Consider the following 15,221-nt stretch of genomic DNA (forward strand, 5'->3'; position numbering starts at 1 on the left):
CATTTGCGGTTTCTCGCTAGCCTGCGCAATACTATCTCTGCTAATCTAGTATTATCGCCTCAATTTGGCGAGCAATTGATTGTGACAACCACTTGGTTGTCAGTACTTGTACCGCGTTTTAGGTGTCCCATGATTGATCCTGCCGAATTGATGCAACTCGCAATAGAGACTTGCCGTGAGGGATTAGCCCATGGCCAAAGTCCCTTCGGTTGTGCGATTGCCATCGGAGATGAAGTGGTTGCCAGGGCACACAACACGGTGGTGATGTCCACAGATATTACGGCACACGCAGAGGTGAACGCGATTCGTTTGGGGTGCAAGACAGTTGACGACATATTCCTTACCGATGCAGTTGTAGCAACGACCTGCGAACCGTGTCCGATGTGTATGGCCGCGCTGCATTGGGCCCGAGTGGGGACGGTATACTACGGTGCAACGATTGCTGACGCAGACACTTCGGGTTTCAATGAGTTGCAACTACCAGCAGCCGAGTTGTTGCGTATTGGTGGCAGCAAAGTGGAGCTCATTGGTGGACTACTGGTCGACGAGTGTCGAGAATTATTTGAGCTATGGCAAGCAAGCCCCAGTAAGCATGCTTACTGAGTACTGGCGACGAGGTTAGGAAGGTAATAAATCGACTATGGTCACGAAACTGGATCTCGCGAGGGATTGGCTTCCGCGCTATACGGGTATGCCCCTCGAAAAGTTTGGTGACTACGTGCTGCTGACCAACTTTCGTACTTACGTCAGCAAGTTTGCCAAGAAGTTTGGTTGTGAAGTGCATGGCGAAGATCGTCCCATGCAGGCCGCCACTAATGAAGATGGGTTGACCATTGTTAACTTTGGTATTGGCTCGCCAAATGCGGCGACCGTGATGGATTTGCTGACGGCATATCATCCAGAAGCGGTCTTGTTTCTGGGGAAATGCGGAGGGCTCAAGACCTCGACAGAGATTGGGAATTTCATCCTGCCAATCGGTGCAATACGTGGTGAGGGAACTTCAGACGATTATTTGCCAAAATTGGTGCCGGCGTTGCCATCCTTCAAACTCCATAAATTCGTTTCCGACAAACTCGTGGAACGCAAACTTGATTATCGTACCGGCGTCATCTACACCACAAATCGACGAGTTTGGGAGCACGATGAACAATTCAAGGCTCGTTTAGTTGAATACACTCCGATTGCGATCGATATGGAAGTTGCCACGCTGTTTATCGTCGGACACAAGAATGAGATTTCTCGCGGAGCGTTGTTGTTAGTTTCCGATTTGCCGATGTCCGAGCATGGCATCAAGACCCAGGCAAGCGATGCTAAAGTAGATTCCAATTGGTCGGACGTCCACTTGGAAATCGGGATTGAATCACTTACCGAGATAGGCGAGAAGGGCGAGAAGATTAAGCATTTCCGCTACTAGTTTTTCCTTAGTTTTGAGAGAGTTTCCAAGATGCCTCCATCTGTTGTAGCTCTAATTGATCATGCCGTTTTGAGTCCGACCCAAACCGATGCCGATCTGCGCGCGGCGTGCACCATGTGTATGGAAGTAGGGACCGCGAGCGTTTGCGTGAAGCCAGCGATGGTTTCGCTGGCAGGTGAATTGCTCGCCGGATCGAAGGTGGTTCCCAGCACGGTAATTGGGTTTCCGCACGGGGGAACGACCACTGGCACGAAGGTCCGCGAGACAGAAATCGCGTGTCTGGACGGTGCCCGTGAGGTGGATATGGTGGTCAATATTGGTCGGGTCCTGCAGAAGGATTGGGACTACGTGACGGCAGACATTCGGGCCGTAGTCGAGGCGGTGAACGCTGGAGGTGCCATCACCAAAGTGATCTTCGAGACGGGGCTACTGCCGGAAGACGCGATGAAGATTAAGCTCTGTGAAATCTGCGAAGAGGCAGACGCCGCATTTGTGAAGACCTCCACGGGATTCGGTTTTGTGAAGTCCGCTGATGGATCGCTCCAGTCCACGGGTGCAACTGAAAACGACATTCGCCTGATGTGCAAACACACGAGCGACAAGCTACAAGTGAAGGCCTCGGGGGGAATTCGCAGTTATGACGATGCGTGTCGATTTGTGTCCTTGGGGGCCACCCGGCTTGGCACCAGCGGTACATTGGCAATTGCCCAAGGTGAGCGTGGCGAGAAAACTGAGAGCTCAGCAGGATACTGATTCTTCGATATCATTCAATTTGAGATTTACTGCATGTTAGAACTCTACGATCAAGCACAAGCGGCTGCCGAAGCGATTCGACAGCAATGGGATCATACGCCTCGAGCGGGTATCATCTTGGGGACCGGCCTCGGAGGATTTGCCGATCGTATCGAAGGAGCCTTGGCGATCGACTATGAAAAGATCCCCAACTTTCCAAGCTCAACCGCTGTCAGCCACCGGGGAAGATTGGTTTGTGGGATCTTGGAAGGCGTTCCCGTGATGGCCATGGAAGGGCGCTTTCATCAATACGAAGGTTACCCCCTCAAGCAGATCACTCTCCCGGTGCGGGTGATGAAGGCAATGGGTGCTGAGTTGATGATTGTTACGCATGCCGTCGGCGGGCTGAATCCGTACTATTTGCCCGGCGACGTGATGATTATCGACGATCAAATCAACCTCATGGGAGACAACCCCTTAGTTGGCATCAACGATGATCGCTTGGGGCCTCGTTTTCCGGACATGAGTGCTCCCTATACTTCCGAACTGATCTCGCTCGGCCAGGAGATCGCCCGCCGCGAGGATTTCCCCGTGCAGCGTGGCGTGATGGTGGCCGTTACCGGGCCCAATCTGGAAACTCGGGCCGAGTATCGTTTTCTCCGACAGATAGGGGCCGACGTTGTCGGCATGTCCACGGTGCCTGAGGTGATTGTCGCGGTCCATTGTGGGATGCGAGTGTTTGGGCTTTCGGTCGTTACCGATATGTGTCTGCCAGACTCTCTGAAGCCAGCCAATGTAGAAGAAATCATAGCAGTGGCGAATTCTGCAGAACCGAAGCTCCGTGCCCTCGTGTTGGGTGTGTTGGCCCACGAGCGATCGCGAGGAAATTAGGCGATGCAAGAAGTGGCCAAACAGATCGCAGCCGCTGCTGATGCAGTCCGCCAGCGGTGGGATATCACGCCTCGAGCAGGGATCGTGCTCGGCTCAGGGTTGGCGGATTTAGCTGAGAAGATCGATGTAGACCAATCGCTCGACTACACCGAAATTCCCCATTTCCCCCGCACCACTGCTCTCGGCCATAAGGGGCGTTTGGTATGCGGCCATCTAGCCGACGTACCCGTCGTCGCGTTTCAAGGTCGGTTTCATCTCTATGAGGGTTACACCGCCCAGCAGGCAGCGCAGCCCACGCGCCTGTCGCGTGCTTTAGGAGCCGACACATTGATTGTGTCTAATGCTGCCGGAGGGGTGAATCCTCGTTATAAGGTTGGCGACGTGATGGTGATCGACGACCAGATCAACTTGCTTTTCAACAATCCGCTAATTGGTGTGAATGACGATGATCTAGGACCGCGATTCCCGGATATGTCAGCCCCCTACGATCTCGATTTGCAGGAAACCGCCACTAAGATTGCTCGTCAGCATAACTTCCCGTTGCATCGGGGGGTTTACCTAGCCATGTTGGGTCCCACCTACGAAACCCGTGCCGAATATCGCATGGCACGCTACTTAGGCGCCGATGTGGTGGGGATGTCTACTGTGCCCGAAGTAATTGCAGCTCGCCATGCCGACATGCGAGTACTTGGTTTATCGACAATCACGAATGTTGGTTCCCCCGATGCTCCCAACGGAACTTCTGGTCATGACGTAATTGCCGCGGCAAAGTTGGCTACGGATAAACTGACGAAAATCGTTCAAGGTGTGGTCGCAACACTCTCAGATTGAAAGGCCTCGAAAGTTCCATGAATCCGGTTTGGACGATTGCCAAAAAACGTGACGGTGAAGAACTTTCTGCTACAGAGATTGGCGAGTTCATCGCCGGATACGCGTGCGGTGACATACCCGACTACCAGATGTCTGCCATGGCCATGGCGATCTACCTCCGCGGGATGACCACGGCGGAAATCGCTGCGCTCACGGACAGCATGCTTGAATCAGGGGCCTGTTTCGAGTGGCCTGCGGGTGGCCTGCCGAAAGTCGACAAACATTCGACCGGTGGTATCGGCGATAAGGTCTCGCTGCCCCTTGCTCCGATGCTTGCCTGCTGCGATTTGCAGGTGCCAATGATTTCGGGCCGAGGACTAGGAGCGACAGGTGGCACTCTCGATAAGCTCGAATCGATTCCTGGTTACCGCACCGATCTTTCGATGGATGAAATGCGAGCCGTCACCGAGAATGTAGGCTGCGTGATCAGCGGTGCCACCTCCGATCTGGTGCCCGCCGATAGAAAGCTTTATGCACTGCGCGATGTGACCGGTACGGTTCCCTCGATTCCGCTCATCACGGGGAGCATCATGAGCAAAAAGCTGGCCGAAGGGCTCGATGCTTTGGTACTCGACGTGAAATTCGGCAGCGGAGCCTTCATGAAGACGGCGGAGCTTGCGCGAGACCTGGCTGAGTCGATGGTCGCGACGGGTCGCCGGATGAACGTAGCAACCACGGCAGTGCTAACGGACATGAATCAGCCTCTGGGCCGGATGGTAGGCAACGCGGTTGAAGTCGATGAATCGGTGGCTGCCTTGGAAGGGGAGGGCCCTGAGGATCTTATGGAAGTGACACTTGCTCTTGGAGCGGAGTTGTTGCTTTCCACGAAGAAATCCGAATCAATCGAGACGGCTCGCAAGCAACTTCAAAAAACTATCGATTCTGGTGCGGCACGAGAAAAATTTGCCCAGATGGTCGCTGCCCAGGGTGGCAATCTCGATGCTTCTCGAGAGGTTGCGCCGGCGAGCGACGTCGCTGCAGGGCGCGGCGGCTACATCGCTTCCATGGATACGGAAAAACTCGGCCAGGCAGTGATCGCCATGCGAGGCGGACGAAGGAAACTAGGGGATGTCCTTGATCTTTCCACAGGTTTCGAGATGCTGGTCAGGCTCGGTGACAAGGTAGAAGTCGGTCAGTCGCTTGCCAGACTCTTTTCACCGGCTAACGTGGCCGACGAGGGGCGAGAGTTGTTTCTCTCGGCGGTTCAAATCTCCGATGAACCACCCACAGTCGGCCCACTGATTCTGGATCGAGTGAGTTAGCTTGTCGCCAAACGATGGAGCAAAAGGCGGCTATTCCCATCCTCACTCAGCAGTCCCATGTGGGCGGACCTGGGAACCCTCGCGTTGTGTAAGTTTGTCACCAAGCGTCGCTCGGGCGTTTTCGGCACCCGCCTTCAGTCGCGCGACAATCTGCGGGTGTCGGCGAGCCACATTGTGCGTCTCCGCCACGTCGTTCTTTAAGTCATAGAGCTCCAACCCCGTCTTGCGTTGGCTGTAAGGAACGGGCGTGCCATCTACTCCGCCTCGCTTGCCAGCCAAAGTTCGATATTGATGTGGAAAGTGCAGCTTCCAGCGAGGATCGCGGACTGCCTGCAATTCGCCCCCATAATAGCAATAAAACATGTCATGAGGACTCACAGCATCCGGTTCGCCAGACATAAGCGGCAAAATATCTCTGCCGTCGATAATTCGGTCTGCTGGCAGTTTGACTCCAATCAGATCCGCCACGGTGGGGAGCAAATCCATAGTGGTTGCAAACTCGTCGCATTTCGTATCAGCGGGAATCTTCCCCGGCCAGCGCATGATGCAGGGTTCTCGATACCCCCCCTCGAACATGGTCCCTTTTCCCTCACGCAATGGCTTGGCCGAGCCCGCGTGGTTGCCGTAGTTTAGCCAAGGTCCATTATCTGAGGTGAAGACGACCAGCGTCTTTTCGTCGAGTTTATTTTTTGAAATGGCGTCGAGGATTTGACCCACGGACCAGTCAATTTCCATCACAACATCACCATAGAGGCCGCCTCCACTCTTGTCGCGAAATTTACTGGATACGAACAGGGGCACATGGACCATCGAGTGGGGTACGTAGAGAAAAAATGGATGTTTCGCGTTGCGGTTTATAAAGTCGACTGCCCGCTCGGTGTACCAAGTCGTCAATTGGGCCTGGTCTTCAGCGGTTACCTCTTCGTCAACGACTCGATTGCCGTCAAACAGGGGAAGGTTTGGATAGCGTTGCTTTCGCCTTCTAGTTTCTGGTGGAAGATTTACGATATCTGGATGCTGGGGCCACATGTCGTTGGAGTACGGCAGGCCGAAATACTCATCAAAACCATGTTGTAATGGAAGAAAAGGCGGTAGATGCCCTAGGTGCCATTTCCCGAATATCGCCGTGGCATATCCACGCTGTTTGCAAACCTCGGCCAACGTCAACTCATCGTTGTTGAGGCCGAACTTCGCATCAGGCGACAACGCACCGAGAATGTTCACCCTCTCGGGATAGCACCCTGTGAGCAGGGCCGCCCGTGAAGCAGAGCAAACGGCCGTGGCCGCATGAAAATCGGTGAAGATGCGGCCCTCGCTGGCCATCCGGTCCAGGTTGGGCGTGGGATACTCGGTGGCACCGAATGGACCAATATCGGCATAGCCCATATCGTCGATAAAGATAACGACGATGTTCGGTAAGTCTGTCGCCGACTCTTGCTCCGCACGTGCGCCTTGAAGCTGTCCCAGACAGACGATGCATGCGGCTAGAAGCAAGACAAGAAATCTGGGATAACGTCCGTTCATGTTTAAGATGCCTTATTCTTTTTCTTTCTTGAAAGATTGATATTTCGTCTGCGAAAGGGGGCCTTCGTCACTCAATAATTTACAGAGCATCTCATCACGTAGCACATCTTCGATCCGCATCGGTTCACCATCAACTTCTGCCCATTGATCGATCAGGCGAATGCCGTGGCTATAGTCGACATACCAATCGACATGCACGGTCGTAAGAGGCTGGATCGGATTGCCATCGAGGCGATGCCAGCCGTAGATAGCGACATGGCCAGGACGATTGACAAGCTCCTTGGTCACTACGACATCCTTCTTGATACCTGAGGTTATCTTCCCCGGTGCATCGTTTGGCAATTGATCTTGGATTAGCTGATTGTGTTGGCAAAAAGTGGCCCACGATTCGCGGTCTTCAGTCAATGGAAGGGGTTTCAATTTCACCCTAGCTGCAGTGTTTATGTCATCCACCATTTTTCTCGTTGGCAGGACACATCCCAACATGTCGGCCAAGAACTGGGCTGCGTGGGGAGTTAATGGAACGCGAACAGAATCCTCATCTCCGCCAACTGCCAAGTAATCAGGTGATACGCGATAGACTATTTGGTGGCTCTCCCCAGAGTCGTTCTGAATCTCTGCCGAAATCTTCTCAAAGCTACGCCACCAGTCCGGTAGATTGCCTTGCAAAATTTCCTCGGCAAGTATCGATTCACCTTGCGCACGATCAACATCGAGCAAGGTCTGTACGATTGCTGTTCCACTCGATGCCCCAACTCGCCGAGGCTGCACTGCGGGAGCAACCCCCTGCCAATTGGCGGGCAAAAGCGGCTGCTCTTCAATCCAAGTCTTATAAGTCCGAGGTGATGCCAAGTCGCCCCACGTGGCGGCGTTCGCCGTTCCTATCGTGAGCGCCGCGAGCAAGCCATTCATCTCACCTACCAGTCGAGTATGTAAGATCAGGTTGTCTGGATTGGGATGAACGAGTGCTGTGAACTGGCCATCAAGACCTTCAGATCTCTTGAATTCAACTCGAGCACTTTCATCGATAGCAAACTTTGTCTTTAGGTCCTCCAGCATTCTTTGGGTTGCGCGAAACGTCCCACCAGTCGGACTAACGACTTTCTTGCCATTAAGCTCGATTTCGCGATCATCATAGGCCAGCACAACCAGGTGATGCGTAGGATCGGACTCCAGCCAATGGTGCAGTTTATCTCCATGATGCTGGGCAGCGTCAAAGCCATAATTCGCGTCAAGAAAGGCGATACGTTCAATTGTGCCGGGGATTTCCTCGTCGGCATCCAGGTAGCCAAACAGAAAACTGCCTCCACCACTATGAGCGGTGAGTGCGATACGAACTACATCGCTGGGGAGGCTGGCGGCCAAGGAATCAACCATCTGGCGGATAGTCTGCGGCCCATTCGTTCGTTGGCTTTTCCAACTGGGCCAGCTGAGGCAGTTGGCTTGCACACAAGCCAGCACGATCGTTCGTTCAGTTTCCAACGAAGCAAATTGTCTCCACTGGGCCGCGGCGTGCTGAATATCAAAGTGCCAATCCATGCCTTCCTTCAACTGGTATCCAAGAGTTTGCTCAGCCGTGTTGCCGTTGGGAGTGGCATAGAGGATTAGTAGAATGGGCAGATCTGGATCAATTCGATCCGCCGCTGGGGCTAAGACAATCGCGCGGGTATCTTCGGCAAAGCGGATCTCTCGAACCTGCTCATTCTGCGATCCATAAGACACAAACCCCGGCCACAATGCCGATCGGCTTGCATGCGCTTCTCCTGAAAGTAACAATCCGGCCAAGAGCGGAAGTGAATACCGAATCCTATTCACTGGGCTGTTTCCCGAAAACATTTTCGTGCAGTTCGTTCTTTGCACTATCCTTCGAAGCCTTTTTGATCCACCAACTATCGGTGGCGATTGCTCCAACGGTTAGCACACCCAACACGGCCAATTCCCAGAGCACCAACTGGGTGCCATGCTTATCTAGCCAAGCAAAGAGGGGATGATCTGCCTGGCTGGTGGCTTCGACGTTCGTGCCGTTTACTGCCAGAAAGGCCATAAAACCATAGGCGAACACGGTCACGACAAACACCATCCCCACGGGGATCAGCAGGGTGTAAAAGGGGTTCTTCCATTTGTTGACAGGCATGAGGTAGCTCTTCAGAGAGCGAAGGGTTTAGCGAACCTTCTCATTGTGGCGCGCCACCTGGGCGGAATCAATCCGCGTTAGACTTGCCTTGGCAATTCGCTTCTCTCTTGCATTGCCATTCTTAACGACCTTGCGATAGAAGACGCGGGCGACTTCTGGCTGGCCTGCCGCTTCCGCCGTGCGACCCCTGCGCAAATAGGTGGCGGCTCGCTGATTTTCTAGCCAATTCACCGCATTGGGTTCAGCGTCCACAGGACGACCCACGACATCAACATCTGCCCCTCGACGGCGAGCGGCCTCGGCTAGGACTTCCCGGTCCATTTCGGCCAAATCGATCACCGTTGCGCTCATAGAGAGAGAGCCAGAGAAAGAACTCGTGCCCAGAGAGCGATTGCCCACTCGATCAAACCGAGTTCGCGTACTGCCACCAATACTTCCAAGAGAGGCAGTTCCGCCGGTCGGCACAACGACAGTAGTCGAAACGCCAAAATAATGAAATGTGGGCAACTGAACTGTCTGCTGGTAAGTAATTTGTGCCTTAGCGGGGGCAGCTATTGTCGCGGCGAATACCAATGCCAAGTAGCGAGTTTTCATGACGAGCCTCCTTTGAGTCGGTGAAAATCGTCGCACTCAGTGATTGTACTCCTTTATAGCCATTGGCAGCAAGCCAATGGTTAGCAAGGCAGCGATTTTCAGCAATCAATACTCCTTCTGCAAGACACCATCGGCGCGATTGCCCAATTGTTCGAGCACTTTCTCGTCAGTGTCTACGTTCAATGCGCGACTGGATCCATCAGCTAGAGCGATGTTCACAATTCCAGGATGAGCGCTATCGAAACCCCCGACCTCCAAAGGTCCTGGTGGATCAGACTCAGCCTCTTTGTTTCGTTGAGACCACCGATAGCGACTCTCGATCTTGCTTGTGTTACGCAAAGTAGCCCGGGTGCCACTTACCCAGCCGAGACTGCTCTCCAACGGCATCATCTCCCCTATTAGCAAAGTCTGTGAACTGCCATCGAGAATGTCGCTGTAGCGGATGTTACTATTGAGAAACATTACTCCATTGTTGTCATCGTCGATTGGTGTTTCGCTCCCATCGTGGCAACCAGCGTAGGTTCCAAAGGCGATTGTTTCGTCTTGATTTTTCTCGCTACCAGGGAATGAAGGGCACATCAACAGCGAAACGGAGACCGCTCGAATGGGAGCATTCACCGGCGCGAAGGCGCCCGCCTCTTGGTCGAAAAGTTCATAGACGGTACTCATTTCCATGTAGGGGAGGATTTGCACGATCCAGCTCACCTTTTGACCGTCGGGTTCGCTGCGGATTGGACCGGTCGGATTGATCACCCCCGCAGGGAGATGCTCGACTCCAAATTCATAGTTGTGCGTGGCAAGTGCCAATTGTGAGATGTTATTGAGGCATCCGGTACGCCGAGCTGCTTCGCGCGCCGCCTGGACTGCGGGGAGCAGCAGTGCGACCAGGATGCCGATGATGGCAATCACCACCAGAAGTTCTACTAAAGTAAAAGCTTTTTCTGATTTTTTCATGATATTACTCCTTGTTGGAGGGAGAAGGTTCGTCAAACATAAATTCGAAAGAACGTTGGGTAAGCTGTTGCAAGTTGGAACCAAGTCGGGCTGTGACCGCGATGCTGCGATCTCTTACCAAGATTTCTATCGTGGCAGGTGTGTCACCGGGCAAAACTTCGTCAGCCAACTGCCAGATTTCCCCTGCGTAGTCCCTACTTGCGGCCACCTGTTGCCGAGCCCGCAGGATACCCGCTTCAAGCACCAGCTCGGTTTGGCGCAGGTCGCGCTGGCTGCGGACTTCGACATGGGACCGCAACGCCGAGCGGATCGTCGCCGTGACCATCGCCGTCACGATCGCCAGGCAGGCCAGAACGCAGATCAGGATCGCGCCCGACTGACTGGCAGGTCTTGCGAGAAGTATTCTGAATCGTCCGCTCATTGTTTCACCTCCTGCAGACCGGCCAATCGCAGGAGTCGTCCCACTTCAGCCATGGTTTGTAGCAGTGGCCGAGGAGCGATTCCTACCAACTTCAAGTCGCGAGTGACAGAGATTTCCCAGCGGGTGGGTGAAACATGCTCAGTAAATTCGACGTCTGCGTCCGCCGGCAGATTGTAATATTCACGCCGAGTGCGGGAATCATCCACAGCCTGTTCACGGAGCACATGCTCATCGAGCACTCGGTAGGTAACGACCGCTCCGTCAGCAAAAGTCAGTTCTAGGACAGCTTCATGATCGGTTTCAACGGCAGAAGATCGTTGCACGTCGCTGCGAAAATCGTGGCCTAGCCTCGTCATTGATCGACTCACCCGGGCCTGATCGCGAGAACTCGATTCCAGATTCATTACGCGATGCACCATCCCCAGCGACAATACCATCAGGACGCTGCTGACAGAGATGGATACCATCACCTCGATGAGCGTAAAGCCGTTGTGATGTCTCATGGTGTTTCTTTCGCTAAGGGAGGGGGCTCGATCCAGCCGACGAGCTCCAAGGGTTTCGGCTGGCCCAGTCGATCCCATTGAATTCGTATTACGAGACGCAGGCCATCGAAGTCGTCAATCGTTTCGGCCGAAAGTTGCGGATTCGGCAGCGAGGCTTGTGCTATGGGAGACGGCGTTAGGTCTGCAAGTGCCCTTTCACGTTCTTCGTCCTCCAGTGCGGTGAGTCGTTCTAACTGGTTGGAAACTTCCTCGAGTGCAGACTGGTAATGCCGTGCGTCTTGTTGCAATCGACCACTCCGCACGGCCAACGGTCCAGCGAACGACATCGCACCAATCAAAAGCGTGGCGGCCACGAGCAATTCCGTCATCGTGATGCCGTGGCGCGTAGGACGGCCACTCTTGCCCGTCTTCGAAACAACGACCAGGCGTGGTCGTTCTGCAATGCGATAAAACCTTGATCTAATCATTTCACGCGAGTCCCGATACCAAATCAATGAGCGGTGTAAGACAAGCTAGGCCTACCATCAATACCGCCCCGGCCATAATCAGAATCACTAGTGTCTGGAGAAGCATGACGACGATTTCAATTCGACCTCCCACACGGTCCCGCCTCAACCGTGCCAGCTGCGACATGGACCAGGCACGTGACTGAGGCGAGGTAGAGTCATTGAGTGCTCGAGATTCTGGTGGAGTTAAGAGGTGAGCCGTAGCCATGCTCTCCCAGATGTCAGCCCCTTGCTCGATTTCGTTGCGGACGAACAACAGCTTGTGCCGCATGAGTGTGTCGTAGTGATATCGGGCCAACGTAGACAATGACCCGGCCAGGGGTCGCCCGGACCGGACGGAGACGGATAGCAAATTCAATAAATCTGCCGAGCGCAACTGGGCAATCGGAGGCAAAAGTCGCGACCATATGTTCCGGCGACAGAAGCGACGAGCCCTTTCTGAGCGAATGAGCCATAGGAAGCCAGCGACTACGATGGCTATCAGATACCAATAGTTTACTGCCCAATTACTTACACGAATCATCCAGATCGTGGGGTCGGATAAATCCAAAGAGAAGTCATCAAAAATTGCTTGGAAACTAGGCATTATCTTGATCATGATGAAGCTCAGTACAAGCACAAATATGGTCATAGTAATCGTCGCATAGAATCCTAATTGCCGGACGCGCATATCCACTTGTTTGGCAGTCGTGTCTTCTCGCTCCAGGAGGTTGGTAAGGACAGCTGGTAAGGTGCCTGATTGATCGCCTAATCGAATTGCTAACTGCTGTTCGTCGGAGACTACTCCCGGGGTTTGCTCCAAGGCATCGGCTAGCGGCGTTCCAGCGGCCAATCGCCTGGCTAGCAAGCGCAAGCGGCGGCGAAAACGAAAGCGATGTTCCGCAGCCAAACTCGCGACCAGCGGAGCAGCCTCCAGTCGTTCGGTTGCCGCTACTCGAAGAATTCTCAGCAAGGACCGCTGTTTTGATGCAATCCTATCCGCTGGCCACCAAGGAGTGGTCAGCACCGGCGAGAGCCGTCGCAAGGCATGTTTGACTCGTGCAAAGGTGGGGAAATGAGCTTGCAAAAGATTTATCCTGTGAGACCCTTAATCAGGGTGACCAATGGTAGATAAAGGGCAAAAACAACTCCCGCCACGACGAGTCCCACCAATAGAATTGTGAACTGGGGAATGAAACCAGTGCTCCAATCAAGTCGGTTTCGAACCCGCTCTGCATACATTTCAGCCACCTCTCGCAAAAGCGGCAGACTTGGTGCTCCAGACGGTCCAGCTCGCAAGGCGTGAGCGACCGTTGCAGGCAGGCGCGTCTCGCTGACTACTGTTTCTGGGAGGCACCATTCGTCCTGAGCAGCCACAGCCAAACTCTCCGAATCCTTGCGCAACCAACGTTGATTGCTGCTCTGGCCGGCCAGCCGCAACGCACAGGAGAGCGAAAAGCCTGCGCTCAGAGATTCGGCCAATGTGCGAGTGAAGATCTCATAGGAAGTTACCTGGCTTGAGTTGCCAGAGGTAATATCCCCCAGCAGACGGCCTGGGAGTCCCCAGTATCTGAGCGCGTTGAACGCCAAATAGGCACCTCCAACTAAGATTGCAATTTCTGCAAGCAGACGGAGCGGATGAAAGAGGAGTTCTTTCGATAGGAGGACCGACCCTTTGGTCAGGCCGGGTAATTGAAGATCGAAATCATCATAAATGTCGCTAAAGGTGGGGACGACTACTGCCCCTAAGAAAATCAAAACGGCACCAGCAACTAGCAAGACGATCAGCGGGTAAGAGAATGTCCGTAAGAAGACTGTTCGCGTACGGTTTCTCAGTGCGGATTCTGCCAGGAGATTGTCGAGTGAGCGGTGGGAACCCTGCATCGCATCGTCGCCCAAGAGGGGTAGCAACACGGACAGATCACTACCGCGCACGATCTCTTCGGCACCGACTCCCTCGTTCAACTGCGTGGCGAGCTTCTGTATCTCACGCCGTGGTCGGCCGGCGGGCATTTCTGCAGCAAACGCCAAGAGCGCCGGGCCCAGCACATCGCGCTGGGCAATGAGTTGACCGACACGTTCCCGCAGTACACGCTCGCAGTCATCCTGAGGCGCAGGTGGCAGTACCACATCCGGGGTTATGGCAGATTCAGTAGTTTCCAATTGCCGCAGGGCTTGTACTGCAAGTCCTTGCTTTTCCAATTCGGCTATCGCCAGCGCAGCACTTTCCGCGGCAATGCGACCGGAAGTCGATTGCCCTTCAGAGTTCAAAGCTTGGTATTCAAATTCGAGCATGTTCATTTGGGATGGGCACTGCCCACCCTACGGGTTCTATCCCGACAAGTCTCTCATCATTTGGATATAGGGCAAAAACACGCTCAGTCCGTACACCAGTACGATCGCTCCCCCGAGTACACTGCCGAGCAAAATCGGTAGCGCCGTCTGCCAAACGGTGGCCAATCGCTGGGCCGATTGACGATACGTCTGGGCTGCGAAGCGTAGTACTCCTGGGAGTGACTGCTCTCCCAGATTTCCGGTCAGAGCCCAGCGTAATAGTGGTGGCAAAGCTGCTAGTTGAGAGTTCTCCGGATGGGCTGCGTGCCTCGTTGCGGCACGGCTGGGGTCATCATTCTCCAGTGCAGCACAGGCTTCCATGAGATGGGAGTCGCCTGTGATGCCACTTGCAAGCTCGGCCGCTTCAGCGAGTGGCATCTTGGATTCGACAAGCCGCGCAAGCTCCTCAGCAAACAATGCCTGCTTGACGGTCTTTACATAGCGGCGCGCCCCTGGAATCCACCAAGGAGGAGCAACTGTGGTGCGCCGCCACAGGAAGACCGCGATCAACACCAGGATTGGTACCAGCGGTATCCACACTGGCATGGTCTGGCGACAGAACTCGAGCAGACGCACGGGGAGACTCGGCGCCTGGCGAAGTTGTTCGTACATGTCAGTCAATTCAGGGACAAACAACGTGCATAACAAAATGAATCCGCAATATGCCAGGGCGAATACGATCAATGGCTGGACAAGAGCGCGGCCCATTGCACTGCGTAATTCGTTCTTTGCCGCGGATTCTTCTGTTACCCCCGCGAGAGTCAGTTCTGAACCGCCGCTCGACAGACCGGCTTGCAATGCGTGTTGATAGAGGCGCGGCAGATCGGGATTGTCGGCAATGGCGTCGTGGATGTCCTGCCCCAGGCTGGACCGCAGTTTGAGACTCGCATCGATCTGCTCCAGGGTGCGCTTCGTCGATGTGGCCGCGGAACCCAAGCGAATGGGGACACCGGCCTCGGCCAAGGAACCGATTTCGCGGTTGATGGCAAGCACATCTTGAAGAGTGGCAGTGGGCATAGCAGTCATCATCACGGATTTAGTAGCCGTTGGCGGAAGCCAATGGTTGACTCGCCACAGAAAACCATGGACCTGACGCCAATGGC

General features: G+C 54.2%; 17 protein-coding genes. 6 read left to right on the top strand and 11 right to left on the bottom strand.

The genetic code is table 11. The annotated features are described in order from the left end of the window. The first annotated feature begins 129 nt into the window (after nt 1-129). Genes Pr1d_RS09305 through Pr1d_RS09330 form a run of 6 tightly spaced genes read left to right on the top strand, consistent with a single transcriptional unit; the run spans nt 130 to nt 5,169 of the window. A complete protein-coding gene (locus Pr1d_RS09305; protein WP_148073272.1) occupies nt 130-603 on the top strand; it encodes a nucleoside deaminase in 474 nt (157 codons plus the stop codon). A gap of 37 nt (nt 604-640) precedes the next feature. Further along, nucleotides 641-1,414 carry an AMP nucleosidase gene (locus Pr1d_RS09310; RefSeq protein WP_148073273.1) on the top strand — a complete coding sequence of 258 codons (774 nt, stop codon included), beginning with the start codon at nt 641-643 and terminating at the stop codon, nt 1,412-1,414. A 30-nt stretch (nt 1,415-1,444) separates the two neighbouring features. After that, nucleotides 1,445-2,167, top strand: a complete 723-nt coding sequence (gene deoC, locus Pr1d_RS09315) for a deoxyribose-phosphate aldolase (protein WP_148073274.1) — start codon at nt 1,445-1,447, stop codon at nt 2,165-2,167. A 33-nt stretch (nt 2,168-2,200) separates the two neighbouring features. Then, nucleotides 2,201-3,037 (top strand): purine-nucleoside phosphorylase, encoded by an 837-nt coding sequence (locus Pr1d_RS09320; protein WP_148073275.1) that lies wholly within the window; start codon nt 2,201-2,203, stop codon nt 3,035-3,037. Between the two features lie 3 nt (nt 3,038-3,040). Then, complete coding sequence (locus Pr1d_RS09325; RefSeq protein ID WP_148073276.1) at nt 3,041-3,868, top strand: purine-nucleoside phosphorylase; 828 nt, start codon at nt 3,041-3,043, stop codon at nt 3,866-3,868. Between the two features lie 17 nt (nt 3,869-3,885). Continuing rightward, nucleotides 3,886-5,169 carry a thymidine phosphorylase gene (locus Pr1d_RS09330; RefSeq protein ID WP_148073277.1) on the top strand — a complete coding sequence of 428 codons (1,284 nt, stop codon included), beginning with the start codon at nt 3,886-3,888 and terminating at the stop codon, nt 5,167-5,169. A gap of 42 nt (nt 5,170-5,211) precedes the next feature. Here Pr1d_RS09330 and Pr1d_RS09335 read toward each other — a convergent pair whose 3' ends face one another. From Pr1d_RS09335 to Pr1d_RS09385, 11 genes are all read right to left on the bottom strand, one after another. Continuing rightward, complete coding sequence (locus Pr1d_RS09335; RefSeq protein WP_148073278.1) at nt 5,212-6,693, bottom strand: sulfatase family protein; 1,482 nt, start codon at nt 6,691-6,693, stop codon at nt 5,212-5,214. Between the two features lie 12 nt (nt 6,694-6,705). Beyond that, nucleotides 6,706-8,508, bottom strand: coding sequence for a hypothetical protein (locus tag Pr1d_RS09340; protein ID WP_148073279.1), 1,803 nt, complete (start codon nt 8,506-8,508; stop codon nt 6,706-6,708). Next, a complete protein-coding gene (locus Pr1d_RS09345) occupies nt 8,501-8,827 on the bottom strand; it encodes a hypothetical protein (RefSeq protein WP_148073280.1) in 327 nt (108 codons plus the stop codon). Before Pr1d_RS09345 ends, Pr1d_RS09340 begins: the two co-directional genes overlap by 8 nt. Before the next feature lie 27 nt (nt 8,828-8,854). Continuing rightward, a complete protein-coding gene (locus Pr1d_RS09350; RefSeq protein ID WP_148073281.1) occupies nt 8,855-9,421 on the bottom strand; it encodes a hypothetical protein in 567 nt (188 codons plus the stop codon). 105 nt (nt 9,422-9,526) lie between these two features. Next, the gene (locus Pr1d_RS09355) at nt 9,527-10,375 is read right to left on the bottom strand and encodes a DUF1559 domain-containing protein (protein WP_148073282.1); all 849 of its coding nucleotides are present in this window, start codon (nt 10,373-10,375) and stop codon (nt 9,527-9,529) included. A gap of 4 nt (nt 10,376-10,379) precedes the next feature. Next, entirely contained in the window at nt 10,380-10,796 is a 417-nt protein-coding gene (locus Pr1d_RS09360) for a hypothetical protein (RefSeq protein ID WP_148073283.1), read from the bottom strand. Next, nucleotides 10,793-11,299 carry a prepilin-type N-terminal cleavage/methylation domain-containing protein gene (locus Pr1d_RS09365; protein ID WP_168205139.1) on the bottom strand — a complete coding sequence of 169 codons (507 nt, stop codon included), beginning with the start codon at nt 11,297-11,299 and terminating at the stop codon, nt 10,793-10,795. Before Pr1d_RS09365 ends, Pr1d_RS09360 begins: the two co-directional genes overlap by 4 nt. Further along, nucleotides 11,296-11,766 carry a type IV pilus modification PilV family protein gene (locus Pr1d_RS09370; RefSeq protein ID WP_148073285.1) on the bottom strand — a complete coding sequence of 157 codons (471 nt, stop codon included), beginning with the start codon at nt 11,764-11,766 and terminating at the stop codon, nt 11,296-11,298. Before Pr1d_RS09370 ends, Pr1d_RS09365 begins: the two co-directional genes overlap by 4 nt. Before the next feature lies 1 nt (nt 11,767). Further along, complete coding sequence (locus tag Pr1d_RS09375) at nt 11,768-12,871, bottom strand: type II secretion system F family protein (RefSeq protein ID WP_148073286.1); 1,104 nt, start codon at nt 12,869-12,871, stop codon at nt 11,768-11,770. 5 nt (nt 12,872-12,876) lie between these two features. Then, on the bottom strand, nt 12,877-14,085 hold the full coding sequence (locus Pr1d_RS09380) for a type II secretion system F family protein (protein WP_148073287.1): 1,209 nt from the start codon (nt 14,083-14,085) through the stop codon (nt 12,877-12,879). A 30-nt stretch (nt 14,086-14,115) separates the two neighbouring features. Next, a complete protein-coding gene (locus tag Pr1d_RS09385; RefSeq protein ID WP_168205140.1) occupies nt 14,116-15,135 on the bottom strand; it encodes a type II secretion system F family protein in 1,020 nt (339 codons plus the stop codon). Nucleotides 15,136-15,221 lie beyond the last annotated feature (86 nt).

It is taken from the genome of Bythopirellula goksoeyrii (assembly GCF_008065115.1).
Classification (GTDB): Bacteria; Planctomycetota; Planctomycetia; order Pirellulales; family Lacipirellulaceae; genus Bythopirellula; species Bythopirellula goksoeyrii.

Bases quoted from the DNA above. Each gene is read 5' to 3' on its own strand.
- Pr1d_RS09305 (WP_148073272.1), top strand. From the start codon at position 130: ATGATTGATCCTGCCGAATTGATGCAACTCGCAATAGAGACTTGCCGT.
- Pr1d_RS09310 (WP_148073273.1), top strand. From the start codon at position 641: ATGGTCACGAAACTGGATCTCGCGAGGGATTGGCTTCCGCGCTATACG.
- deoC (WP_148073274.1), top strand. From the start codon at position 1,445: ATGCCTCCATCTGTTGTAGCTCTAATTGATCATGCCGTTTTGAGTCCG.
- Pr1d_RS09320 (WP_148073275.1), top strand. From the start codon at position 2,201: ATGTTAGAACTCTACGATCAAGCACAAGCGGCTGCCGAAGCGATTCGA.
- Pr1d_RS09325 (WP_148073276.1), top strand. From the start codon at position 3,041: ATGCAAGAAGTGGCCAAACAGATCGCAGCCGCTGCTGATGCAGTCCGC.
- Pr1d_RS09330 (WP_148073277.1), top strand. From the start codon at position 3,886: ATGAATCCGGTTTGGACGATTGCCAAAAAACGTGACGGTGAAGAACTT.
- Pr1d_RS09335 (WP_148073278.1), bottom strand. From the start codon at position 6,693: ATGAACGGACGTTATCCCAGATTTCTTGTCTTGCTTCTAGCCGCATGC.
- Pr1d_RS09345 (WP_148073280.1), bottom strand. From the start codon at position 8,827: ATGCCTGTCAACAAATGGAAGAACCCCTTTTACACCCTGCTGATCCCC.
- Pr1d_RS09350 (WP_148073281.1), bottom strand. From the start codon at position 9,421: ATGAAAACTCGCTACTTGGCATTGGTATTCGCCGCGACAATAGCTGCC.
- Pr1d_RS09355 (WP_148073282.1), bottom strand. From the start codon at position 10,375: ATGAAAAAATCAGAAAAAGCTTTTACTTTAGTAGAACTTCTGGTGGTG.
- Pr1d_RS09360 (WP_148073283.1), bottom strand. From the start codon at position 10,796: ATGAGCGGACGATTCAGAATACTTCTCGCAAGACCTGCCAGTCAGTCG.
- Pr1d_RS09365 (WP_168205139.1), bottom strand. From the start codon at position 11,299: ATGAGACATCACAACGGCTTTACGCTCATCGAGGTGATGGTATCCATC.
- Pr1d_RS09370 (WP_148073285.1), bottom strand. From the start codon at position 11,766: ATGATTAGATCAAGGTTTTATCGCATTGCAGAACGACCACGCCTGGTC.
- Pr1d_RS09380 (WP_148073287.1), bottom strand. From the start codon at position 14,085: ATGAACATGCTCGAATTTGAATACCAAGCTTTGAACTCTGAAGGGCAA.
- Pr1d_RS09385 (WP_168205140.1), bottom strand. From the start codon at position 15,135: ATGCCCACTGCCACTCTTCAAGATGTGCTTGCCATCAACCGCGAAATC.